The sequence below is a fragment of the Pragia fontium genome (assembly GCF_900638655.1).
GTDB lineage: Bacteria > Pseudomonadota > Gammaproteobacteria > Enterobacterales > Enterobacteriaceae > Pragia > Pragia fontium.
This window is the reverse complement of the sequence record NZ_LR134531.1, coordinates 3,493,701-3,516,616: the sequence shown is the minus strand read 5'-3', so window position 1 is coordinate 3,516,616 and position 22,916 is coordinate 3,493,701. Positions and strand designations below refer to the sequence as shown.

Sequence of the window (22,916 nt, the reverse complement as noted above, 5' to 3'; positions counted from 1 at the left end):
ATGAAAAAGATAGGTCTGCGGATTGATGTAGATACCTTACGTGGTACGCGTGAAGGCGTACCACGGTTGTTATCTTTACTGGAGAAGCACGGAATTCAGGGAAGTTTCTTTTTCAGCGTTGGCCCGGACAATATGGGGCGCCATTTATGGCGCCTTTTGCGTCCCCGTTTTTTATGGAAGATGTTGCGTTCCAATGCCGCATCTCTTTATGGCTGGGATATTTTACTGGCGGGTACCGCATGGCCCGGTCGTGTTATTGGTGCCTCTCAGGGACAAATAATACGAGATACCGCCGATAAAGGTCATGAAATGGGTTTGCACGCTTGGGATCATCATGGTTGGCAAGCCAATGTTGAACGCTGGAGTGAAGATGAGCTGACTCGACAGGTTCGATTAGGCGCCGAGATGCTGGAACAAATTTTACAGCGCCCGGTGAATTGTTCTGCGGCTGCGGGATGGCGTGCCGATCAACGGGTGGTCGATGTTAAAGAACCTTTTGCTTTTGCCTATAACAGTGACTGTCGCGGAAGAGAGCCATTTCGCCCGGTATTGAGTAATGGAAAAGTGGGTACGGTACAAATTCCGGTTACGCTGCCAACCTATGATGAAGTTATCGGTAGTGAGGTTTCCGACCCTGACTTTAATGATTTCATTCTCCAAGCCATGCAGCGGGATACCGGAACACCGGTTTATACTATTCATGCCGAGGTGGAAGGTATTGTAAAGGCTGATGCGTTTGATCAATTGCTGAGCAGAATGTCGCAAGCCGGTATGCAGTTTTGTCCTCTTGGTCAGCTACTCCCCGAAGATATGGCTCAATTACCTATTGGTTTAGTGGTGCGTTCTTCTTTTGCCGGTCGAGAAGGCTGGCTGGGGTGCCAATCTCTTTATGAGGGTTCGAATGAGAGTATGTAATTGGTTGTTGGCGTTGTTTTTTGGCTTGGTTTATTTGATTCCATCCAGTCTTCATTTGCTGTGGCAGCCGGATGAAACTCGCTATGCAGAGATCAGTCGGGAAATGCTGGCAAGAGGCGATTGGGTTGTCCCTCACTTTATGGGGGTCAGATATTTTGAGAAGCCTGTTGCCGGCTATTGGATGAATAACATTAGCCAATGGTTATTTGGCCATAATAACTTTGCCGTTAGGTTTGGCTCATCGTTAAGTATTGCATTGAGTGCTTTGCTGGTTTACTGGCTGGCATCACGTATTCTTAACGATCGTCGCGGTGGTTATCTGGCGACGATTATCTATCTTTCCAGCGTATTAGTATTCAGTATTGGTGGATATGCCATTCTGGATCCTATTTTAACCCTTTGGGTGACTGCGGCCATGGCCAGCTTTTATTTAACGATAAAAGCCACCAACAATCGCCAGAAATTAATCGCTTATATTTTGTTAGGCTTTGCCTCTGGTATGGGTTTCCTGACGAAAGGCTTTTTGGCCTTAGCGATTCCGGTGATTAGCGTACTGCCCTATGTGATTACTCAAAAACGGTTAAAAGAGTTATTTATTTTTGGCCCAATGGCGATTATTGCAGCGGGGCTGATCAGTTTGCCATGGGTTCTGGCTATTCACTGGCAGGAACCTGACTACTGGCGCTATTTCTTTTGGGTTGAGCATGTTCAACGCTTTGCTGAACAGAATGCTCAGCATAAAGCGCCATTCTGGTATTACTTTCCGATTCTACTGGGCGGTACTTTGCCTTGGTTGGCTTTGCTCCCTGGCGCTTTATTTAAAGGGTGGAAAGAAAGGAAGCAGCAGCCAGAACTGTTTTATTTGTTAGGCTGGATGGTGATGCCATTCCTGTTTTTCAGTATTGCTAAAGGAAAACTGCCGACTTACATCCTGCCGTGTTTTGCTCCGCTGGCCATTTTAATGGCGTCATGGGTACAGGGATATATTCAGTCTGGTTCTACTCGAGCACTGAAAACTAATGCGGTGATTAATACCATTTTTGGCATAGTCGGCGTGGTTGCGATATGGGTGATGTCCAGCGACGTTTTACCTAATGCCAGAGTGTTTCTCCCTGCCGAATGGTCAAAAGCGGTGATTGGTATGATCTGCTTTGGCTGTTGGGCCTTGGTGGGGATCATTACCTTCACTTCGCCATTAAAACGTTGGAGCTTGGCTGCGGCGGCACCGGTGATATTGGCATTATTATATGGTTATGCGATTCCTCAGCAGGTGATGGATTCAAAGCAACCGCAGGCATTCGTGTCTGAAAATATCAGCCAACTGCAAAATAGCCGTTATATCTTGGCGGAAACGACCGGTATTGCCTCCGGCATTGCATGGGAATTAAATCGTGATGATGTCATTCTGTATGATGTCAAAGGCGAGGTCAGCTATGGTCTGGATTATCCGGATACCGGGCTGCGATATATTCCTGCGAACCTTTTTCCTGACTGGTTAGCTAAAGCGCGTCAACAAGGTAACGTCTCATTGGTGATTCGTTTAGGAAAAGGCGAAGCAGTTGATGTTCGATTGCCTAAAGCAGACTCCGTGGTGCAAAATCAACGCACGGCATTACTGTTTTATAAGCAAACTGAACAATGAGTTATCTGTTGTTGTTTATCGTCAGTATCTTGACCTGCTGTGGACAGCTTAGTCAAAAGGTAGCGGCGCAACGTTGGCAGAGCCATCCTGAGTCATCCCGACTCAGGGTAACGCTGTATTGGCTATTTCTCAGCGCGTTATTGCTGGGCGTGGCGATGCTGGTGTGGCTGAGGGTGTTGCAATTGCTCCCCCTCAGCGTGGCCTATCCGATGATTAGCCTGAATTTTGTGCTGGTAACCCTGTGCGCTCGCTATGTTTTTGGCGAGCCCACCGATAAACAACACTGGATTGGCATTGGACTAATTATGTTGGGTATATTTTTAATGAGTCGCGGCCTATGAAAGGATATGGATGGGCGGTTGGCAGTATTTTATTGGCCAGCTGCGCTCAGCTACTAATGAAATGGGGCATGACCCAGCTGCCCCAATCGCTGCTGGTTGAAATGGGATGGTTGAGTCAGCTGTCTGATTTTATTCTGCCTTTATTGGCCGTTGGCTGCGGTATCCTGTTTTATGTACTTTCGATGGTCTGTTGGTTTTTTACCCTGCGCTATTTGCCACTGAATAAGGCTTATCCGTTATTGAGCATTAGCTATGGTGTGGTATATCTCGGGGCAATACTGCTACCTTGGTTCCAGGAACCATTCTCCTTTATTCGTACCGCAGGCATTGTGGTGATTATTATTGGCGTATGGGTGATTAACCGCCCACGCAGCCAATCATCTTGATGATCTGATTGAATAATAAGCGTAGCGTCGGTCTTTTGGCGCTACGCTTATATGTTTAATTACGTCCCAGAAATCCGTCCCAGTCTTTCCATATCGGTTGTAATCCTCGGGCATATAACGCGTCTGCGACTTGCTGTGGGGAACGGTTATCGTGGGGAGCAAACTGTTCCAGCTCCGGGGTATTATTGGCATAACCACCGGGTTGAGTTTTGGAGCCAGCACTCACGCTATTTATCGCCAAAGGGACTACATGATCGCGAAAGTGGGGCGACTCTCGCGTCGAAAGAGACAGTTCGACGTCCGGGGCGAACAGGCGAAAGGCACAGATAAGCTGTACCAGTTGGGCATCGCTCATCAATGAAGCTGGCTCAATCCCGCCAGCGCAGGGGCGCAGGCGTGGAAAAGAGATGGAATAGCGACTTTGCCAGTAGTGCTTTTGCAAATAGCTCAGATGCTCTGCCAGAAAATAACAGTCGGTACGCCAGTCAGCGGAAAGCCCAATCAGGGCACCCAGTCCAATTTTATCTATTCCGGCCTGTCCCAACCTTTCTGGCGTAGCCAGTCGCCAGAAAAAGTCCTGTTTATTGCCGCGAAGATGATGCTGTTGATAGGTCAGGGCGTGATACGTTTCCTGATATACCATAACCGCATCCAATCCTAAGCCCTTGAGTTCGGCGTAATCTTGGGTAGACAGCGGTTGGACTTCCATCATCAGTGAACTGACCTTGCTGCGAATAGCCGGTAAATGCTGGCGAAAGTAAGCCATACCGACTTTACTCTGATGCTCTCCGGTCACCAGCAGCAGATGTTCGTAACCCATGGCGTTTAATGCGGCACATTCCATTTCAATCTCTTGAGCATTAAGGGTTTTACGCTTAATTTGGTTGCTCATTGAAAAGCCGCAATAAGTACAGTCATTGGCGCAAAGATTAGACAGGTAGAGAGGGGCGTAGAAACTGATGGTATTGCCAAAGCGTATACGGGTTAAACGTTGCGCTTCCTGAGCCATTGTTTCCAGATAGGGCTGAGCCGCGGGGGAAATCAGCGCCATAAAGTCATCGCGGGAACGAATATGGGCATTGAGCGCCCGCTCCACATCGGCGGCGGTTTTACTGTAGATGGTCAGCGAAATATCATCCCAGTCCAGTTGCTGCCAATGATGACGAAATTCATTTTTCATCAGGCACCTGCTTGAGCGAGAAATGAGGTCAATGGGCTGGAGGCCGATGCGCGGGTATCGTGGCGCACGCTGCCTAATCCGGATTGTTTCGCCAGACTGCCGGCTTCCGTTGCCAGTCGGAAAGCATTGGCCATCCCGACGGGATCTCGGGCTACGGCAATGGCGGTATTCACCAGAACCGCATCGGCACCTAATTCCAGCGCCTGGGCAGCATGGCTGGGGCTGCCAATACCTGCGTCAACCACCACCGGAACGGAGGACTGTTCAATAATAATGTTCAGAAATTCTTTGGTGATCAGGCCGAGATTGGAGCCGATAGGCGCACCCAACGGCATCACGGCGGCACAGCCAACTTCTTCCAACCGCTTACATAACACCGGGTCGGCACCACAATAGGGCAGCACAACAAACCCCAGTTTGACTAACTGCTCCGCCGCTTTTAGCGTTTCAATCGGGTCGGGTAGCAGGTAGCGCGCATCAGGATGAATCTCCAGCTTTACCCAATGGGTTCCTAATGCTTCTCGCGCCAACTGAGCGGCAAATACCGCTTCGGCTGCCGTTTTGGCGCCGGACGTATTGGGTAACAGCCGAATGCCTAAACGCTGTAATGGGGCCAGAATAGCGTCATCGGTCTTATTCAGGTCGACGCGTTTCATGGCCATGGTGGCTAGCTGTGAGCCGGAAGCAGCGATAGCCTGTTCCATAACGCTCGGCGATGAAAACTTTCCGGTACCAACAAATAGACGTGATGTAAATGTAACGTCTGCAATCGTTAACATATCAACCTCCGGCAATAGCCTGAAACAGTAACACGTTGTCGCCGCTGTTTAATAAACGGCTATCCCAACAGGTGCGCGGCTGTATCTCTTGATTAATCGCCATCGCCATACCTGAAGTCGATTTACCCAACTGCTCCAGCAGCAAAGCCACCGTCAGATGGTTTGATACTTCTATCATCTGGTCATTAACCGATATTTGCATGCTGACCTCCGCATACGGCACAGGCAGGATCGCGACGCAGTTGCAGCGAGGTCCATTGGTGCTTTTTGCCATCAAAAAGTTGCAGTTTACCGTCCAGTGCAGAAGGCATTCCCGACAGTATTTTTATGGCTTCCAGCGCCTGTAGCGAACCAACGGCACCCACCATCGGGCCAAGTACTCCGGCGGTACGACAGTTACGAGAGGGTTCTGTCCGATCGGGGTAAAGGCAGGCATAGCAACCGTGGGTAAACGGGGGATTGAGTACCAGCAGTTGTCCGCTGAAGCTAACGGCGCTGCCGCTAACTAACGTAACTCGATGCTTAATACAGGCCGCGTTAACCGCATGGCGGGTCGCCATATTGTCACAGCAGTCCAGTACCAGATCCGTTTGCTGGAGGATGTCCTCTAAATTATCTTCCGTCAGCCGTTCCGTCAGAACCTGATAGTTAAGCTGTGGATTAAGCGCCTGTAGCTGCTCTTTGGCCAATTCAGCTTTGCCGCGCCGCAGATCCTGCGTGCGGAACAGGATCTGACGCTGAAGATTGGTCAGATGAAGTGTGTCATCGTCAGCCAGAAGAATGGTTCCCACACCGGCGGCGGCCAGATAGAGCGCCACCGGCGAGCCAAGACCACCCAAGCCTACGATTAATACCGTAGACTGTTTGAGTTTCATCTGGCCTTCCGGTCCAATATCTTCCAACAGTAGCTGACGGCTATAACGTAAGAATTCGCCATCATTTAACATGATTAACGCTCCCGATGCTCAATCATTGACAGTAGCTGCGCCGTCGCTTGTTGCCAGTCTGGAGCTTGAGTAATGGCGCTAACCACGGCAATGCTACCTACACCGCAATCCAAAACGGCATCGACTTTATCAATGCTAATACCGCCAATGGCTACCGTAGGGTAATCAGGGATTGAGGCAACGTGGCGCTTCAACTCCTGTAAGCCTTGCGGCGCTGATGGCATATCTTTGGTTTGTGTAGGGAAGATATGTCCTAAAGCAATATAGGAAGGGCGAATAGCCACCGCCCGCGCCAACTCTTGATCATCATGCGTAGACACACCCAAGCGCAAACCAGCCTGATGAATGGCTTTCAGGTCGCTGGTCAGTAAATCCTCTTGCCCCAGATGAATACCATAAGCGCCGTGTTTTACCGCCAGTCGCCAGTAATCATTAATAAACAGTCTGGCGTTAAAACGCTTACCCAGTTCAATAGCCTGACGGATAATCGCTTCAACATCGGATTCCTGCTTATCTTTGATACGCAATTGAATGGTGGTGACGCCTGCATTGAGCAAGCGTTCGAGCCATTCCAACGTATCGACCACTGGATACAGACCCAAATGTTTCTCAGTTGGCAGAAATGGCGTATCCGGCAGAGGAGGGAGTCCGGTTAATCCGCGGTCAGTCATGCTGGTGCTCCTTTACGATGATCTGATCCTGTGAGGCCGGGTGGTAAAGCTCACTACCGCGAGCGCGAAAGATATCGGACATCTCTGCCATACCGTTGGCTTTGGCTGCGGTATTTTCTTCCTGCACCTGACCTTTAGCGAACTCCCGTACTTCTTGAGATATTTTCATTGAGCAGAATTTTGGCCCGCACATTGAGCAGAAGTGAGCAACTTTACCGGAGGCCTGAGGCAGCGTTTCATCGTGATAACTGCGGGCGGTTTCTGGGTCTAAGGCCAAATTAAACTGATCTTCCCAACGGAACTCAAAGCGCGCTTTGGACATGGCATTATCGCGAATTTGGGCTCCCGGATGACCTTTCGCTAAATCGGCGGCATGGGCAGCAATTTTGTAGGTAATGAGCCCTTGCTTAACGTCTTCTTTATTGGGTAATCCAAGATGTTCTTTCGGTGTGACATAACACAGCATGGCACAGCCGAACCAGCCAATCAGGGCGGCACCGATACCGGAGGTAAAATGATCGTATCCCGGTGCAATATCGGTGGTTAGTGGCCCTAAGGTATAAAATGGCGCTTCATGACAGTGCTCAAGCTGTTCAGTCATATTGCGATGAATCATATGCATCGGCACGTGACCGGGGCCTTCAATCATCACTTGTACATCGTATTCCCAGGCAATTTTAGTCAGCTCACCTAAAGTATGTAGTTCCGCAAACTGGGCTTCATCATTGGCATCCTGAATCGAACCGGGGCGTAAGCCATCGCCGAGAGAGAGGGAAACGTCATACTGGCAACAGATTTCGCAGATTTCACGGAAGTGCTGATAAAGAAAGTTTTCCTGATGATGAGACAAGCACCATTTCGCCATAATCGAGCCGCCGCGCGAAACGATACCGGTCAGGCGTTTGGCCGTCATTGGTACATATCGCAGCAAAACACCGGCATGAATGGTGAAGTAGTCTACCCCCTGTTCGGCCTGCTCAATCAGGGTATCTTTAAACACCTCCCAGTTCAGGTTTTCTGCGATGCCGTTGACCTTTTCTAAAGCCTGATAAATCGGCACGGTACCAATGGGCACCGGACTATTACGAATAATCCACTCTCGGGTTTCATGAATATAGCGGCCGGTTGACAGATCCATCACCGTATCGGCTCCCCAGCGAGTTGACCAAACTAATTTTTCGACTTCTTCTTCGATTGAGGAGGTTAGAGCTGAGTTGCCAATGTTGGCGTTGACCTTCACCAGAAAGTTACGGCCAATAATCATCGGTTCCGATTCAGGATGGTTAATATTCAGCGGAATGATGGCTCGCCCGGCGGCGACTTCATCGCGTACAAACTCCGGGGTAATATTCTCTGGTAACGAGGCACCAAAGCCTTGGCCGGAATGTTGCTGTTTTAATACGTCGGTGCGAATGCGTTCCCGTCCCATATTCTCCCGCAGGGCAATAAATTCCATTTCCGGTGTGATAATACCTGCTCTGGCGTAATGGAGCTGGGTGACGCGTTTACCGGGTTTGGCTTTTTTCGGCGCAGGAAGATGGGTATAGCGCAGGTGATCTAAGCCTTCATCAGCCAGTCGCTGCTGGGTAAATTGAGAACTGACGTGATGGAGTTGTTCGGTATCGTTGCGATCTTCAATCCAGGCTTTACGTAAAGGGGATAAGCCGCTTCTGACGTCCAGTGTTGCCTGAGGATCGCCATAGGGGCCGGAAGTATCATAAACCGGTATCGCTTCATTATCTTCATATTCCGGTTGCTGCTTACTGCCGCCAAGCAGTGTGGGAGAGAGTTGAATTTCACGCATAGGGACGCGTAGATCGGCTCGGGAGCCCTGTAGGTAAATACGCCGGGAATTAGGGAAAGCATTCCCCTGTAGCTGGTCGATAAATTGCTGCGCCTGAGCGCGTTGGGTTCTTCGGTTAGACATAGCAAACTCCTAAAATACATTAAGGATTGCTTGTCCGGAGTTCGGAGAGGGAGTAACGATAAGGCGGAAATTACGTAGGTTTTTTCGACTTATCTAAATGGAATTACTCTTGTTCCCTTCGCGGGTATTAGCCCGATCAGGTTCCGCGGATCCCGAATTAACGGTCTCAGCCTGCGTTCTGTAAAAGCAACGCTAGGCACTCCGACAAGATAAAACACCGGTAAAGGTGATGAAACACAGTATAGGTAAGCCAACAAAAACTACAAGCGAGTTTTGCGGCTAACCGATACCTGAACGAATGTAGTATTCACGCCCATTCATCATTAAACAAGGGATGGGCGGCGCAAATAAATTATTTTGCTGCCTCATCAGATGCGTGATGGCTAAGCCAACGGCTAGTCGCTTCCTGAATCAATTTGTCTTCCAGAGTAAAGCGTTTTTCTAACAGTTCACCGACCGTTGAAAGATCTTTATCCAACTGTAATATGGTGTCTTCATTAATGCCTTTTTCGACATAGCTATCATAGAAGGCCATAATATTTTCGGTGTTTTCTTCCAGACGAGGATGGATTCTTGCGGCGATAGCTAAATTAGGGCTCTTAGCACCTTCTTCCTGAATAATAATTTTGTCATAGATATGGAAATGGCAGGAAGAAAGATAATCGACCAAGTGGTGACCGAAATCGATCAGCGCTTTTTCGTCGAGGGGGATATTTTTTTCTTTGTTTGGTTTAATACCAACCAGACGGTAATAGGTTACCAGCAGGTTTTTGCGAGATTCTAACCATTGGTCAATCAGTTTATTTGTGCCGCCAACGCGCTCGGCTAAGCTTTCTAGTCGGTTTAGCATATAAGTCCCAGATAGATCGATGTTAGTAAAAGAAAAAGTTAAGCTAATGTAAATCTATTGTTGTTAGATTGCCAGTAAATAAGAGGTTGAGCAAGACGGTTATGGAGCAACAATTACAGGGTAATGAATTAGGCTGGTGGCTATTGAGTCATGCAGGCAAATTATGGCTGCCGAAAGGTGAGATTCCCCATGGTTATGCGCAGGATTTTGGTTTAAAGGGCACAACAGCACATCGTATTGGCGAATGGCAAAGTGAAGCGGTTTGGTTGGTGTGTCAGGAACGCGATAAAGAGATGGCATCGGTGCGCCAACTGCTGAATGAAGATCGAGGTCTATTTCAGCTCGCCGGACGTGCGGTGCAACTGGCAGAGTTTTATCGCGCTCATCAGTTCTGCGGTTATTGCGGGCAAAAAATGTCTATCAGCGATCGGGAATGGGCTTGCCTGTGCGATCATTGCCGACAACGCTATTATCCGCAGATTGCGCCCTGCATTATTGTCGCTATCCGACGTGACGATAAGATTTTATTGGCGCAGCATAGTCGCCATCGCGGGGGAATCTATACTGCGCTGGCTGGCTTTGTTGAAGTGGGCGAAACGTTGGAACAGGCGGTGGCGAGAGAAGTGATGGAGGAGAGTAATCTCAAGATAAAAAATCTGCGTTATATCTCTTCTCAACCCTGGCCATTTCCTCATTCACTGATGATGGCTTATCTGGCGGATTACGAGAGTGGGGAGTTGAAAATTGATACTTCCGAACTACTGGATGCTGATTGGTTCCATTATGAAAAACTGCCGCAGCTCCCTCCTCCGGGGACGATTGCTCGCAGATTAATTGAAGATACCATCGCACTGTGTCGGGCAGAGTCGAGTTAAGTCGTATTTCTGGCATTTTAGCGGCAATTACTCTGGTAGATGTAGTAATATAGCCGGTTGGTATAGGAAGCGTTTCTCGCATGCTATAATGCGCGCGATACCTGAAGGATAAAAATAATGAGTGAATTAAAAAACGATCGTTATCTGCGTGCACTATTACGTCAGCCAGTTGATGTTACACCGGTTTGGATGATGCGTCAGGCCGGTCGCTATTTACCAGAATATAAGGCAACGCGGGCTGAAGCCGGCGATTTTATGTCGTTATGCAAAAATGCTGAGTTGGCCTGTGAAGTTACTTTACAGCCATTACGCCGTTACCCATTAGACGCCGCGATTCTGTTTTCCGATATTCTCACTATTCCTGATGCGATGGGATTAGGTTTGTACTTTGAAACCGGTGAAGGCCCGCGCTTTGAACGCCCGATTACCTGTCGTGCTGATGTCGATCGCCTGCCGATTCCCGATCCAGAACAAGAGCTGGGCTACGTGATGAATGCGGTGCGTACCATTCGCCGTAATCTGGCTGGAGAGGTACCTTTAATTGGGTTCTCCGGCAGTCCGTGGACGTTAGCGACGTATATGATTGAGGGCGGCAGCAGTAAAGCCTTCACTAAAATTAAGAAAATGATGTATTCCGACGGACCTACGCTCCATAAGCTATTGGACAAGATCGCGGACAGCGTTATTTTATACCTGAATGCACAGATTAAGGCCGGTGCTCAATCGGTAATGATTTTTGACACTTGGGGCGGCGTATTGACCGGACGAGATTATCGCGAGTTCTCTTTGGTCTACATGCATAAAATTATTGATAGCCTAATCCGTGAATATGACGGACGTCGGGTACCGGTGACCTTGTTTACCAAAGGTGGCGGTCAGTGGCTGGAAGCGATGGCCGATACCGGCTGTGATGCTCTGGGATTGGACTGGACGACCGATATTGCCGATGCTCGTCAACGTGTTGGTCACCGTGTTGCGCTGCAAGGCAATATGGATCCATCGATGCTGTATGCACCTCCGGCGCGAATTGAGCAGGAAGTGGCGAGTATTTTAGCCGGGTTTGGTGCCGGAGAGGGTCACGTATTCAACCTAGGACACGGTATTCATCAGGATGTACCGCCTGAGCATGCTGGCGTATTCGTTGAAGCCGTGCATAAGCTCTCCCGTCAATACCATGATTGATACTGCTGCGTTACGCGCTGAGCAGACTGAAAAGGCCCAGCTGATTGTGCGAAGCGATCGGCTGGGTTTTACTGAACCGGAATGGATCGCTGGTGCCGATGTTGGTTTTGAGCAGGGTGGAACCATTACCCGGGCGGCAATTGCCATATTGCGTTATCCCTCATTGGAGTTGGTAGAGTATCAAGTAGCCAGAATTCCAACGTCTATTCCCTATATTCCCGGTTTGCTTTCTTTTCGTGAATGCCCGGCGCTGGTTGCCGCATGGCAACAGTTGGTGATTAAACCTCAACTGGTTTTTGTCGATGGACAAGGTATTGCTCATCCACGCCGTCTTGGGGTTGCCAGTCATTTTGGCCTGTTGGTTGATGTGCCGACCATTGGTGTGGCGAAGAGCCGCTTGTGCGGTCAGTTTCAAGCATTGGGCGATGAAGTTGGCGACCTGGCACGGTTAATTGATAAAGAAGAACAGATTGGTTGGGTATGGAACAGTAAGATTCGCTGTAAACCACTCTTTATATCAGTTGGACATAAAATTAGTCAGGAAACGGCATTAAATTGGGTTAAGCGCTGTATGCGAGGGTATCGTTTACCGGAACCCACTCGTTGGGCTGACGCCATTGCTTCACGTCGACCTGCATTTGTGCGCTGGCAGTCGCAGCAGGGATAGTACACAACGTACATTCTGCTGTTCTATATCAGGGCACTGCCCTCTATATTTTTTAATTAATGAGATCTTTTCATGTTGCGTAATCCAATACACCTGCGTTTGGAAAAATTGTCCAGCTGGCAGCACTACACGTTTATGGCCTGTCTGTGTGAGCGTATGTATCCAAATTATAAAGCTTTTTGTCAGACAACGGGTTTTAACGATCCAGCCATTTATCGCCGTATTCTCGATTTAGTTTGGGAAGCGCTGGTGATCAAAGATGCGAAAGTTAACTTTGATAGCCAACTGGAAAAGCTGGAAGATGCGATTCCTGATGCTGAACAGTTTGATATATATGGTGTTTATCCTGCGATCGATGCTTGTGTTGCGCTAAGTGAGCTACTGCACGCTCATTTGAGTGGTGAAACTCTGGAACATGCCATTGCCGTTAGCGAAATGTCGATTCGTACCGTAGCGATGTTAGAAATGACGGAAGCTAACCGAGAAATGACGGAGGATGAGTTAAAAGTCCTGCCATCTATTGAGAATGAATGGGATGTTCAATGGGAAATTTTCCGTCTATTGGCTGAATGTGAAGAGCGTGATATTGAATTGATAAAAGGCTTACGTGCCGATCTAAAAGAAGCGGCAATAAGCAATATCGGTATAAATTTAACACAATAGATAATAAAACGTGATTCAGAGCTTAAATAATAGCATGTTAATACTTCACAGCCGTCCTCTATTGGTCTACATTTGTCTTACCTTTAAAAGGTAGCTATCGAGACGCTTAGGCAAAGGGTAAAGAGTTTTCTTTCCCTGCCCGTATTCGATACATTGCATGCGATAAAATACATTGTAAGGATAATTTATGAACAAGACTCAACTGATTGACGTAATTGCAGATAAGGCTGGTATTACCAAAGCACAAGCCAAAGCGGCTCTGGAATCAACCTTAGGCGCAATTACTGAGTCTCTGAAAGATGGTGACCCAGTACAACTGGTTGGTTTTGGTACATTTAAAGTAAATCACCGTAATGCTCGCACTGGTCGTAACCCACAGACTGGTAAAGAAATTAAGATTGCTGCGGCTAACGTTCCAGCATTCGTTTCTGGCAAAGCGCTGAAAGAAGCCGTTAAAGGTTAATTTCCGATTACGATTTAGATAAAGGGGCATTTGGCCCCTTTCTTTGTCTTTATATGATGCTAAAACGATTAATTGTAGTCAGTAGTTTGTTATTGCTGTTGGCAGGATGCGGTTCAACGACCCGTGGGCCAACGTTAAATGCGGCAGGATATATTGCTGATGAGGGTGTGGTGCGCGTCTGGACAAAAGTCAGTGGCGACAATCAGCCAATACGGTTAATGAGGGTTTATACCCCTTATTCAGGTGAAACCATTTCAACGTACTATGAATATCTTGCCGGTAAACTCAGCCTGATTCGTAGTAATGTGCAAAACAGTGAAAAACTGCCTCAAATCTTGCTACGACTAGACGCCGAAGGTAATCCTAGCTTTATGGAACGTAAACTTCCTGAACGTAAGGAACAACTCTCTTCTGATGATATTCTGCGTCTGAAATATGAAGAACAACGAACGCTAATGGCAAGCCGCTCCTTGTCTGCGGGCGACATTCGTCTTCATCAAGGCTATGTTCGTGATGGCAGCATTATTACCTGCCAAGGGGAAACGGTAACGCCGACGTTCTCTGCTGAAGAACAGTCCTGGATTAACAAACGAATAAGTAACGGTGGCTTTATTAGTCTTGCCTGGCTGACGGCTCCGCGCGGAATTCAGCTGTTGTTAGTCGCCAATGAAAACTTCTGTCAGTGGGAACCTTCACGGGACGCCTTTTGATAGCAATATTCTGATTAGCCCATAAAAAAGGGCCGCAATAGCGACCCGTTAGTATCTATGGGGCAGAAACCTCAGGACTTTTGCTCACGCTCAATGGCACGATAGCCGATATCTTTACGATAAAAGCAGCCATGCCAATTAATTTTCCCTGTTAACTGGTAAGCGCGGCGCTGAGCTTCGGCAACGGTATCTCCCAACGCAGTGGCACAGAGTACCCGACCACCTTGAGTTACCACATGGCACTCCTTCAGGCGAGTTCCCGCATGAAATACCTTTTCCCCTTCAACTTCCTGCTGAGGAAGCCCAATAATAATATCATCGGTTTTATAGTCACCAGGATAACCACCGGCGGCCAATACCACGCCCAGTGATGCTCGTGGATCCCATTTAGATTCTTTTTGGTCGAGTTTGCCTTCAACGCCGGCTAAACAAAGTTCAACTAAATCGGATTGCATACGCAACATAATGGGCTGAGTTTCTGGATCGCCAAAGCGACAGTTAAATTCTATAACTTTGGGATTACCGGCTTTATCAATCATCAGGCCGGCATACAGAAAACCAGTATAGGTATTTCCTTCAGCTGCCATGCCTTTGACCGTTGGCCAGATCACCTGATCCATAATGCGGTTATGCACTTCATCGGTAACCACTGGTGCAGGGGAGTAAGCGCCCATACCACCGGTATTAGGGCCGGTATCGGCATCAAAAACTCGCTTATGATCCTGACTGGTGGCCATCGGTATCACATTTTTACCATCAACCATCACAATAAAGCTGGCTTCTTCTCCATCCAGAAACTCTTCTACCACGATGCGGTGCCCGGCATCACCAAAGGCATTACCCTGTAGCATATCTTTAGCGGCGTCTTCAGCCTCTTGCAGAGTCATTGCCACAATGACTCCTTTACCGGCGGCAAGGCCATCAGCCTTAATCACAATCGGTGCACCTTTGGCGCGGATATAGTCCAGCGCGGCGTTAATCTCAGTAAAGTTCTGATAATCTGCGCTGGGAATAGCATGGCGAGCCAGAAAGTCTTTGGTGAAAGCCTTTGAGCCTTCAAGTTGGGCTGCGGCTTGAGTTGGACCAAATATTTTCAAGCCAACTTTTCTGAAAGCATCAACTATGCCCATTACTAATGGCGTTTCCGGACCGACAATGGTTAAGCCGATATTCTCTTTCTGGGCAAAAGCGACCAGAGCATCGATATCAGTGGCGGAAATAGCCACATTAATCAGATTGGATTCCAGTTCAGTTCCCGCATTGCCGGGAGCCACGAACACCTTATCTGCCAGCGGTGATTGCGCTGCTTTCCATGCCAGAGCGTGTTCACGCCCGCCATTACCAATAATTAATATGTTCATTTTTCTGGCTCCGAGAATGTTTTAACCTGATATCAGCAGTGAATCATTCACTTATTAATGACGAAAATGGCGCATATCCGTAAAGATCATCGCAATACCATGTTCATTGGCCGCAGCAATCACTTCATCATCACGAATAGAACCGCCTGGTTGAATCACACAGGTAATACCAACGGCGGCGGCGGCATCAATACCATCGCGGAATGGGAAGAAAGCATCGGATGCCATAACGGCACCGGCAACCTGTAGATTCTCATCTTCAGCCTTAATACCGGCAATTTTGGCGGAATACACGCGGCTCATTTGACCTGCGCCAATACCAATAGTCATATTATCGCGGGAATAAACGATGGCATTAGACTTAACGAACTTGGCGACTTTCCAGCAGAACAGGGCATCGCTTAACTCTTTGGCGGTGGGTTGGCGTTGTGAAACGACTTTCAGATCTGACTGGCCAACCATTCCGAGATCGCGATCCTGCACCAGTAATCCACCGTTGACGCGTTTAAAATCTAAGGCTGGAACACGATCGCTCCATTCACCACATTCCAATACACGGATGTTTTGTTTTGGAGCCAATACGTCCAGTGCGGCTTGACTAATGCGTGGCGCGATAATGACTTCAACAAACTGCCGGCTGATAATGGCTTCCGCGGTTTTAGCATCCAATTCCTGATTAAAGGCGATAATACCGCCAAATGCTGAAGTAGGATCGGTGAGATAAGCGCGTTCGTAAGCCTGTAAGATGTTGTCACCAAGGGCGACGCCACACGGATTAGCGTGTTTAACAATAACGCAGGCCGGTTGGCTGAACTCTTTTACACATTCCAGCGCAGCATCGGTATCAGCAATGTTGTTATAGGAAAGCGCTTTACCTTGAAGTTGCTCTGCAGTGGCAACGGAGGCTTCTTTCAGCGTTTCCTCAATATAGAAAGCCGCTTGTTGATGGCTATTTTCTCCGTAGCGCATATCCTGCTTTTTAATATATTGCAGATTGAGCGTACGTGGGAAGCGGCCAGATGGCTTATCGACTTCACCATGATAAGGCGTAACCAGCGTACCGAAGTAGTTGGCAATCATACCGTCATAAGCAGCGGTATGCTCAAATGCACGAATTGCTAGATCAAAGCGGGTTTCAAGGCTGAGGCCATTTCCCGAACGATCCATCTCATTAATAATTTCGTTATAGTCTTGGCTGTTAACCACAATCGCCACGTCTTTGTGGTTCTTAGCCGCGGAACGCACCATGGTTGGGCCGCCAATATCAATATTCTCTACTGCATCCGCTAAAGAACAGTCTTGCTTGGCAACGGTTTGGGCAAATGGATAGAGGTTCACCACAACCATATCAATAGGTTCAATGGCATGCTTTGCCATGATTTCATCATCAATGCCCCTGCGTCCCAGAATACCGCCGTGAACTTTGGGGTGTAGCGTTTTTACTCTGCCGTCCATCATTTCTGGAAAACCGGTGTAGTCAGAAACTTCCGTCACGGCAAGACCTGCATCGGCCAGCATTTTTGCCGTGCCTCCGGTAGAAAGCAGTTTAACGCCACGTTGTGATAGCGCTTGAGCGAATTCAACAATGCCGGTTTTATCGGAAACGCTGAGAAGGGCGCGACGGATAGGACGAGATGATTGCATAGCTGATAATTTCCTATTGGCTTTTTCAGAGTGAAAACACAGTAGACATATAAGGATGAGTTTAAAATAACAAAATATCCGATCGAATGGCGACGAGTGAACGGTAATTTTCCATTATTTTTATTTAGGCAGATTGTAACGAAAACGTTTGCGTCGCGCTCGTGAAATTTTCTGTTTTTCATGTTCTGTGGATAACTCTGTGTGAAAGTCGGTATAAAGTGGGGTTTTGCTGTGTAAAGCAGCAAACAGTTCATTTTTCTCTAATTACCTATTGCAGATGACAATAAACTCCCTATAATGCGCCTCCATCGAACGGCATGTGAGGCAACTCACGAAATGACATCGATAGAGTTAATGAATTGATTGACTCTGAAACGGATTAGCGTAATATACGCAGCCCGTGCCACAGCAAGCGAAGCTTACTGTTGGCCATGCTCTTTAACAATTTATCAGACAATCTGTGTGGGCACTCACAAGACGGTATCTCACGCTGACACTTCGGTGTTCAGCAACAAAAAATACCAAGTCTTAAAGAGTGACCAAGCAGTAATTCATTTGTAATTTATTACAGACGTTTTATTACGAAAGTAATCTTTGAGCATCAAGCTTTTAATTGAAGAGTTTGATCATGGCTCAGATTGAACGCTGGCGGCAGGCCTAACACATGCAAGTCGAGCGGCAGCGGAAAGTAGCTTGCTACTTTGCCGGCGAGCGGCGGACGGGTGAGTAATGTCTGGGAAACTGCCTGATGGAGGGGGATAACTACTGGAAACGGTGGCTAATACCGCGTAATGTCGCAAGACCAAAGAGGGGGATCTTCGGACCTCTCGCCATCAGATGTGCCCAGATGGGATTAGCTAGTAGGTGGGGTAATGGCTCACCTAGGCGACGATCCCTAGCTGGTCTGAGAGGATGACCAGCCACACTGGGACTGAGACACGGCCCAGACTCCTACGGGAGGCAGCAGTGGGGAATATTGCACAATGGGGGAAACCCTGATGCAGCCATGCCGCGTGTGTGAAGAAGGCCTTAGGGTTGTAAAGCACTTTCAGCGGGGAGGAAGGGTAGGTACTTAATACGTGCTTACATTGACGTTACCCGCAGAAGAAGCACCGGCTAACTCCGTGCCAGCAGCCGCGGTAATACGGAGGGTGCAAGCGTTAATCGGAATTACTGGGCGTAAAGCGCACGCAGGCGGTTTGTTAAGTTAGATGTGAAATCCCCGGGCTTAACCTGGGAACTGCATTTAAAACTGGCAAGCTAGAGTCTTGTAGAGGGGGGTAGAATTCCATGTGTAGCGGTGAAATGCGTAGAGATGTGGAGGAATACCGGTGGCGAAGGCGGCCCCCTGGACAAAGACTGACGCTCAGGTGCGAAAGCGTGGGGAGCAAACAGGATTAGATACCCTGGTAGTCCACGCTGTAAACGATGTCGACTTGGAGGTTGTTCCCTTGAGGAGTGGCTTCCGGAGCTAACGCGTTAAGTCGACCGCCTGGGGAGTACGGCCGCAAGGTTAAAACTCAAATGAATTGACGGGGGCCCGCACAAGCGGTGGAGCATGTGGTTTAATTCGATGCAACGCGAAGAACCTTACCTACTCTTGACATCCAGAGAACTTAGCAGAGATGCTTTGGTGCCTTCGGGAACTCTGAGACAGGTGCTGCATGGCTGTCGTCAGCTCGTGTTGTGAAATGTTGGGTTAAGTCCCGCAACGAGCGCAACCCTTATCCTTTGTTGCCAGCGAGTCATGTCGGGAACTCAAAGGAGACTGCCGGTGATAAACCGGAGGAAGGTGGGGATGACGTCAAGTCATCATGGCCCTTACGAGTAGGGCTACACACGTGCTACAATGGCGTATACAAAGAGAAGCTAACTCGCGAGAGCATGCGGACCTCATAAAGTACGTCGTAGTCCGGATCGGAGTCTGCAACTCGACTCCGTGAAGTCGGAATCGCTAGTAATCGTGGATCAGAATGCCACGGTGAATACGTTCCCGGGCCTTGTACACACCGCCCGTCACACCATGGGAGTGGGTTGCAAAAGAAGTAGGTAGCTTAACCTTCGGGAGGGCGCTTACCACTTTGTGATTCATGACTGGGGTGAAGTCGTAACAAGGTAACCGTAGGGGAACCTGCGGTTGGATCACCTCCTTACCTAAAAGATACGCAGTTGAGTGCAGTGTCCACACAGATTGTCTGATGAAATGAAAAGAGAGCAAAAAGATTTGAGCGAGCCTTGAATCTTAAGCACCTTATTGGGTCTGTAGCTCAGGTGGTTAGAGCGCACCCCTGATAAGGGTGAGGTCGGTGGTTCAAGTCCACTCAGACCCACCACTTCTACTTATCCTTGTCGCTTTCAAGCGCTGCGTTACTCATGTGCGGTTGCACATTGCGTTACTCGCGTTGAAATCACCGGCGGTTAAGCGAAGTGGTGATAAAGTGAAAGAAATAAGGTGTGCTGTTCTTTATGGGGCTATAGCTCAGCTGGGAGAGCGCCTGCCTTGCACGCAGGAGGTCAGCGGTTCGATCCCGCTTAGCTCCACCATAAAGACCAACTATCCCCAATAAATTATTTCAAAGTGTACTGATTACGGTCAGTGTGCTGTGAAATATTGCTCTTTAACAATCCGGAACAAGCTGAAATTTGAATCCTCAGCAACAATGAGTTTTACGACTTCTATTGTTGAACTGAGCGAGTCTCTCAATATTTACAGCACGAAAGCGTCTTGTAAGAGACACCTTCGGGTTGTGAGGTTAAGTGACTAAGCGTACACGGTGGATGCCTAGGCAGTCAGAGGCGATGAAGGGCGTGCTAATCTGCGATAAGCGTCGGTAAGGTGATATGAACCATTATAACCGGCGATACCCGAATGGGGAAACCCAGTGTGTTTCGACACATTATCATAACATGAATACATAGTGTTATGAGGCGAACCGGGGGAACTGAAACATCTAAGTACCCCGAGGAAAAGAAATCAACCGAGATTCCCCTAGTAGCGGCGAGCGAACGGGGAGCAGCCCAGAACCTGAATCAGTTTGTGTGTTAGTGGAAGCGTCTGGAAAGTCGCGCGATACAGGGTGATAGTCCCGTACACCAAAATGCACAGATTGTGAGTTCGATGAGTAGGGCGGGACACGTGATATCCTGTCTGAAGATGGGGGGACCATCCTCCAAGGCTAAATACTCCTGACTGACCGATAGTGAACCAGTACCGTGAGGGAAAGGCGAAAAGAACCCCGGCGAGGGGAGTGAAACAGAACCTGAAACCGTGTACGTACAAGCAGTGGGAGCACTCTATAGGGGTGTGACTGCGTACCTTTTGTATAATGGGTCAGCGACTTATATTTTGTAGCAAGGTTAACCGAATAGGGGAGCCGTAGGGAAACCGAGTCTTAACTGGGCGTCATAGTTGCAAGGTATAGACCCGAAACCCGGTGATCTAGCCATGGGCAGGTTGAAGGTTGGGTAACACTAACTGGAGGACCGAACCGACTAATGTTGAAAAATTAGCGGATGACCTGTGGCTGGGGGTGAAAGGCCAATCAAACCGGGAGATAGCTGGTTCTCCCCGAAAGCTATTTAGGTAGCGCCTCGTGAACTCATCTTCGGGGGTAGAGCACTGTTTCGACTAGGGGGTCATCCCGACTTACCAACTCGATGCAAACTCCGAATACCGAAGAATGTTATCACGGGAGACACACGGCGGGTGCTAACGTCCGTCGTGAAGAGGGAAACAACCCAGACCGCCAGCTAAGGTCCCAAAGTCATGGTTAAGTGGGAAACGATGTGGGAAGGCACAGACAGCCAGGATGTTGGCTTAGAAGCAGCCATCATTTAAAGAAAGCGTAATAGCTCACTGGTCGAGTCGGCCTGCGCGGAAGATGTAACGGGGCTAAACCATGCACCGAAGCTGCGGCAGCGATATGAAAATATTGTTGGGTAGGGGAGCGTTCTGTAAGCCTGCGAAGGTGGACTGTGAGGTCTGCTGGAGGTATCAGAAGTGCGAATGCTGACATAAGTAACGATAAAGCGGGTGAAAAGCCCGCTCGCCGGAAGACCAAGGGTTCCTGTCCAACGTTAATCGGGGCAGGGTGAGTCGACCCCTAAGGCGAGGCCGAAAGGCGTAGTCGATGGGAAACAGGTTAATATTCCTGTACTTGGTGTTACTGCGAAGGGGGGACGAAGAAGGCTAGGCTATCCGGGCGACGGTTGTCCCGGTTTAAGCGTGTAGGTGGGTTGTTTAGGTAAATCCGGACGACTATTAAACACTGAGGCGTGATGACGAGTCTCTACGGAGATGAAGTAGTTGATGCCCTGCTTCCAGGAAAAGCCTCTAAGCTCCAGGTAACATTAAATCGTACCCCAAACCGACACAGGTGGTCAGGTAGAGAATACTCAGGCGCTTGAGAGAACTCGGGTGAAGGAACTAGGCAAAATGGTGCCGTAACTTCGGGAGAAGGCACGCTGGCATTAGGTGAAGTCCCTCGCGGATGGAGCCGAAGCCAGTCGAAGATACCAGCTGGCTGCAACTGTTTATTAAAAACACAGCACTGTGCAAACACGAAAGTGGACGTATACGGTGTGACGCCTGCCCGGTGCTGGAAGGTTAATTGATGGGGTTAGCGGCAACGCGAAGCTCTTGATCGAAGCCCCAGTAAACGGCGGCCGTAACTATAACGGTCCTAAGGTAGCGAAATTCCTTGTCGGGTAAGTTCCGACCTGCACGAATGGCGTAATGATGGCCAGGCTGTCTCCACCCGAGACTCAGTGAAATTGAACTCGCAGTGAAGATGCTGTGTACCCGCGGCAAGACGGAAAGACCCCGTGAACCTTTACTATAGCTTGACACTGAACATTGAGCCTTGATGTGTAGGATAGGTGGGAGGCTTTGAAGCGTGGACGCCAGTCTGCGTGGAGCCAACCTTGAAATACCACCCTTTAATGTTTGATGTTCTAACTTTGGCCCCTAATCGGGGTTGAGGACAGTGTCTGGTGGGTAGTTTGACTGGGGCGGTCTCCTCCCAAAGAGTAACGGAGGAGCACGAAGGTTAGCTAATCACGGTCGGACATCGTGAGGTTAGTGCAAAGGCATAAGCTAGCTTGACTGCGAGAGTGACGGCTCGAGCAGGTACGAAAGTAGGTCTTAGTGATCCGGTGGTTCTGAATGGAAGGGCCATCGCTCAACGGATAAAAGGTACTCCGGGGATAACAGGCTGATACCGCCCAAGAGTTCATATCGACGGCGGTGTTTGGCACCTCGATGTCGGCTCATCACATCCTGGGGCTGAAGTAGGTCCCAAGGGTACGGCTGTTCGCCGTTTAAAGTGGTACGCGAGCTGGGTTTAGAACGTCGTGAGACAGTTCGGTCCCTATCTGCCGTGGGCGTTGGAAGATTGAGAGGGGTTGCTCCTAGTACGAGAGGACCGGAGTGAACGCACCACTGGTGTTCGGGTTGTCATGCCAATGGCATTGCCCGGTAGCTACGTGCGGAAAAGATAACCGCTGAAAGCATCTAAGCGGGAAACTTGCCTCGAGATGAGTCTTCCCTTGGACCTTGAGTCCACTAAAGGAACGTTAAAGACCATGACGTTGATAGGCCGGGTGTGTAAGCGTAGCGATACGTTGAGCTAACCGGTACTAATGAACCGTGAGACTTAACCTTACAACACCGAAGGTGTTTTGATTGAGAATTTTCAGCTTGTGAACGGATTAA

19 protein-coding genes, 2 tRNA genes, 2 rRNA genes and 1 riboswitch are annotated in these 22,916 nt (G+C 48.8%); of the genes, 14 read left to right on the top strand and 9 right to left on the bottom strand.

Going from position 1 to position 22,916, the window contains the following annotated elements; all coding sequences use genetic code 11:
- From arnD to arnF, 4 genes are read left to right on the top strand one after another with little or no spacing between them, the layout of a single operon-like run.
- A complete protein-coding gene (gene arnD / locus EL341_RS15230; RefSeq protein ID WP_074825108.1) occupies window positions 1–915 on the top strand; it encodes a 4-deoxy-4-formamido-L-arabinose-phosphoundecaprenol deformylase in 915 nt (304 codons plus the stop codon).
- A complete protein-coding gene (arnT, locus tag EL341_RS15225; protein ID WP_126468127.1) occupies window positions 902–2,557 on the top strand; it encodes a lipid IV(A) 4-amino-4-deoxy-L-arabinosyltransferase in 1,656 nt (551 codons plus the stop codon). The genes arnD and arnT overlap by 14 nt, the downstream gene beginning before the upstream one ends.
- The gene (arnE, locus tag EL341_RS15220; protein WP_047782088.1) at window positions 2,554–2,898 is read left to right on the top strand and encodes a 4-amino-4-deoxy-L-arabinose-phosphoundecaprenol flippase subunit ArnE; all 345 of its coding nucleotides are present in this window, start codon (window positions 2,554–2,556) and stop codon (window positions 2,896–2,898) included. Before arnT ends, arnE begins: the two co-directional genes overlap by 4 nt.
- A complete protein-coding gene (gene arnF / locus EL341_RS15215) occupies window positions 2,895–3,284 on the top strand; it encodes a 4-amino-4-deoxy-L-arabinose-phosphoundecaprenol flippase subunit ArnF (protein WP_047782087.1) in 390 nt (129 codons plus the stop codon). Before arnE ends, arnF begins: the two co-directional genes overlap by 4 nt.
- 55 nt (window positions 3,285–3,339) lie before the next feature.
- On the opposite strand, the gene thiH is transcribed toward arnF, so the two are convergent.
- From thiH to EL341_RS15180, 7 genes are all read right to left on the bottom strand, one after another.
- Window positions 3,340–4,464 (bottom strand): 2-iminoacetate synthase ThiH, encoded by a 1,125-nt coding sequence (gene thiH / locus EL341_RS15210; protein ID WP_126468126.1) that lies wholly within the window; start codon window positions 4,462–4,464, stop codon window positions 3,340–3,342.
- The gene (locus tag EL341_RS15205; RefSeq protein ID WP_074825100.1) at window positions 4,464–5,243 is read right to left on the bottom strand and encodes a thiazole synthase; all 780 of its coding nucleotides are present in this window, start codon (window positions 5,241–5,243) and stop codon (window positions 4,464–4,466) included. Before EL341_RS15205 ends, thiH begins: the two co-directional genes overlap by 1 nt.
- 1 nt (window position 5,244) lies before the next feature.
- Window positions 5,245–5,445, bottom strand: coding sequence for a sulfur carrier protein ThiS (gene thiS / locus EL341_RS15200; RefSeq protein ID WP_126468125.1), 201 nt, complete (start codon window positions 5,443–5,445; stop codon window positions 5,245–5,247).
- Entirely contained in the window at window positions 5,429–6,190 is a 762-nt protein-coding gene (locus tag EL341_RS15195) for a HesA/MoeB/ThiF family protein (protein ID WP_047782083.1), read from the bottom strand. Before EL341_RS15195 ends, thiS begins: the two co-directional genes overlap by 17 nt.
- Before the next feature lie 2 nt (window positions 6,191–6,192).
- Window positions 6,193–6,861: a thiamine phosphate synthase gene (gene thiE / locus EL341_RS15190; RefSeq protein ID WP_074825098.1), complete on the bottom strand. Its 669-nt coding sequence runs from the start codon at window positions 6,859–6,861 to the stop codon at window positions 6,193–6,195.
- On the bottom strand, window positions 6,854–8,788 hold the full coding sequence (thiC, locus tag EL341_RS15185; protein ID WP_074825095.1) for a phosphomethylpyrimidine synthase ThiC: 1,935 nt from the start codon (window positions 8,786–8,788) through the stop codon (window positions 6,854–6,856). Before thiC ends, thiE begins: the two co-directional genes overlap by 8 nt.
- Before the next feature lie 96 nt (window positions 8,789–8,884).
- A riboswitch (TPP riboswitch) is annotated at window positions 8,885–9,002 on the bottom strand.
- 138 nt (window positions 9,003–9,140) lie between these two features.
- Window positions 9,141–9,638 carry an Rsd/AlgQ family anti-sigma factor gene (locus tag EL341_RS15180; RefSeq protein ID WP_047782080.1) on the bottom strand — a complete coding sequence of 166 codons (498 nt, stop codon included), beginning with the start codon at window positions 9,636–9,638 and terminating at the stop codon, window positions 9,141–9,143.
- A 101-nt stretch (window positions 9,639–9,739) separates the two neighbouring features.
- Between EL341_RS15180 and nudC the strand changes: the two genes are divergently transcribed.
- The 6 genes from nudC (at window position 9,740) to EL341_RS15150 (ending at window position 14,198) form a co-directional block, all read left to right on the top strand.
- A complete protein-coding gene (gene nudC, locus EL341_RS15175) occupies window positions 9,740–10,513 on the top strand; it encodes an NAD(+) diphosphatase (RefSeq protein ID WP_047782079.1) in 774 nt (257 codons plus the stop codon).
- A 117-nt stretch (window positions 10,514–10,630) separates the two neighbouring features.
- On the top strand, window positions 10,631–11,695 hold the full coding sequence (hemE, locus tag EL341_RS15170) for a uroporphyrinogen decarboxylase (protein WP_047782078.1): 1,065 nt from the start codon (window positions 10,631–10,633) through the stop codon (window positions 11,693–11,695).
- Entirely contained in the window at window positions 11,688–12,362 is a 675-nt protein-coding gene (gene nfi / locus EL341_RS15165; RefSeq protein WP_074825092.1) for a deoxyribonuclease V, read from the top strand. The genes hemE and nfi overlap by 8 nt, the downstream gene beginning before the upstream one ends.
- Window positions 12,363–12,434: 72 nt before the next feature.
- A complete protein-coding gene (locus EL341_RS15160) occupies window positions 12,435–13,025 on the top strand; it encodes a YjaG family protein (protein WP_047782076.1) in 591 nt (196 codons plus the stop codon).
- Between the two features lie 187 nt (window positions 13,026–13,212).
- Window positions 13,213–13,488 (top strand): nucleoid-associated protein HU-alpha, encoded by a 276-nt coding sequence (hupA, locus tag EL341_RS15155; protein WP_047782075.1) that lies wholly within the window; start codon window positions 13,213–13,215, stop codon window positions 13,486–13,488.
- A 53-nt stretch (window positions 13,489–13,541) separates the two neighbouring features.
- Window positions 13,542–14,198, top strand: coding sequence for a DUF1481 domain-containing protein (locus tag EL341_RS15150; protein WP_126468124.1), 657 nt, complete (start codon window positions 13,542–13,544; stop codon window positions 14,196–14,198).
- A 71-nt stretch (window positions 14,199–14,269) separates the two neighbouring features.
- Here the strand turns inward: EL341_RS15150 and purD are convergent, their stop codons facing one another.
- Both purD and purH read right to left on the bottom strand, forming a co-directional pair.
- Window positions 14,270–15,559 (bottom strand): phosphoribosylamine--glycine ligase, encoded by a 1,290-nt coding sequence (gene purD, locus EL341_RS15145; RefSeq protein WP_047782074.1) that lies wholly within the window; start codon window positions 15,557–15,559, stop codon window positions 14,270–14,272.
- 54 nt (window positions 15,560–15,613) lie between these two features.
- Window positions 15,614–17,203, bottom strand: coding sequence for a bifunctional phosphoribosylaminoimidazolecarboxamide formyltransferase/IMP cyclohydrolase (gene purH, locus EL341_RS15140; protein ID WP_047782073.1), 1,590 nt, complete (start codon window positions 17,201–17,203; stop codon window positions 15,614–15,616).
- 610 nt (window positions 17,204–17,813) lie between these two features.
- On the opposite strand from purH, the gene EL341_RS15135 reads away from it, so the two are divergent.
- The 4 genes from EL341_RS15135 to EL341_RS15120 all read left to right on the top strand — a co-directional run bounded on the left by EL341_RS15135 (window position 17,814) and on the right by EL341_RS15120 (window position 22,865).
- Window positions 17,814–19,356 (top strand): 16S ribosomal RNA (locus EL341_RS15135).
- Window positions 19,357–19,459: 103 nt separating this feature from the next.
- Window positions 19,460–19,536: transfer RNA gene (locus tag EL341_RS15130), tRNA-Ile, on the top strand.
- A gap of 135 nt (window positions 19,537–19,671) precedes the next feature.
- Window positions 19,672–19,747: transfer RNA gene (locus EL341_RS15125), tRNA-Ala, on the top strand.
- 207 nt (window positions 19,748–19,954) lie between these two features.
- A 23S ribosomal RNA gene (locus tag EL341_RS15120) occupies window positions 19,955–22,865 on the top strand.
- The 16S and 23S rRNA genes sit together here with 2 tRNA genes alongside, the layout of an rRNA operon.
- Window positions 22,866–22,916: the final 51 nt, after the last annotated feature.

What these genes read in the sequence shown, in the direction of transcription:
- arnD (WP_074825108.1), top strand. Translation starts at nt 1, where the DNA reads ATGAAAAAGATAGGTCTGCGGATTGATGTAGATACCTTACGTGGTACG.
- arnT (WP_126468127.1), top strand. Translation starts at nt 902, where the DNA reads ATGAGAGTATGTAATTGGTTGTTGGCGTTGTTTTTTGGCTTGGTTTAT.
- arnE (WP_047782088.1), top strand. Translation starts at nt 2,554, where the DNA reads ATGAGTTATCTGTTGTTGTTTATCGTCAGTATCTTGACCTGCTGTGGA.
- arnF (WP_047782087.1), top strand. Translation starts at nt 2,895, where the DNA reads ATGAAAGGATATGGATGGGCGGTTGGCAGTATTTTATTGGCCAGCTGC.
- thiH (WP_126468126.1), bottom strand. Translation starts at nt 4,464, where the DNA reads ATGAAAAATGAATTTCGTCATCATTGGCAGCAACTGGACTGGGATGAT.
- EL341_RS15205 (WP_074825100.1), bottom strand. Translation starts at nt 5,243, where the DNA reads ATGTTAACGATTGCAGACGTTACATTTACATCACGTCTATTTGTTGGT.
- thiS (WP_126468125.1), bottom strand. Translation starts at nt 5,445, where the DNA reads ATGCAAATATCGGTTAATGACCAGATGATAGAAGTATCAAACCATCTG.
- EL341_RS15195 (WP_047782083.1), bottom strand. Translation starts at nt 6,190, where the DNA reads ATGTTAAATGATGGCGAATTCTTACGTTATAGCCGTCAGCTACTGTTG.
- thiE (WP_074825098.1), bottom strand. Translation starts at nt 6,861, where the DNA reads ATGACTGACCGCGGATTAACCGGACTCCCTCCTCTGCCGGATACGCCA.
- thiC (WP_074825095.1), bottom strand. Translation starts at nt 8,788, where the DNA reads ATGTCTAACCGAAGAACCCAACGCGCTCAGGCGCAGCAATTTATCGAC.
- EL341_RS15180 (WP_047782080.1), bottom strand. Translation starts at nt 9,638, where the DNA reads ATGCTAAACCGACTAGAAAGCTTAGCCGAGCGCGTTGGCGGCACAAAT.
- nudC (WP_047782079.1), top strand. Translation starts at nt 9,740, where the DNA reads ATGGAGCAACAATTACAGGGTAATGAATTAGGCTGGTGGCTATTGAGT.
- hemE (WP_047782078.1), top strand. Translation starts at nt 10,631, where the DNA reads ATGAGTGAATTAAAAAACGATCGTTATCTGCGTGCACTATTACGTCAG.
- nfi (WP_074825092.1), top strand. Translation starts at nt 11,688, where the DNA reads ATGATTGATACTGCTGCGTTACGCGCTGAGCAGACTGAAAAGGCCCAG.
- EL341_RS15160 (WP_047782076.1), top strand. Translation starts at nt 12,435, where the DNA reads ATGTTGCGTAATCCAATACACCTGCGTTTGGAAAAATTGTCCAGCTGG.
- hupA (WP_047782075.1), top strand. Translation starts at nt 13,213, where the DNA reads ATGAACAAGACTCAACTGATTGACGTAATTGCAGATAAGGCTGGTATT.
- EL341_RS15150 (WP_126468124.1), top strand. Translation starts at nt 13,542, where the DNA reads ATGATGCTAAAACGATTAATTGTAGTCAGTAGTTTGTTATTGCTGTTG.
- purD (WP_047782074.1), bottom strand. Translation starts at nt 15,559, where the DNA reads ATGAACATATTAATTATTGGTAATGGCGGGCGTGAACACGCTCTGGCA.
- purH (WP_047782073.1), bottom strand. Translation starts at nt 17,203, where the DNA reads ATGCAATCATCTCGTCCTATCCGTCGCGCCCTTCTCAGCGTTTCCGAT.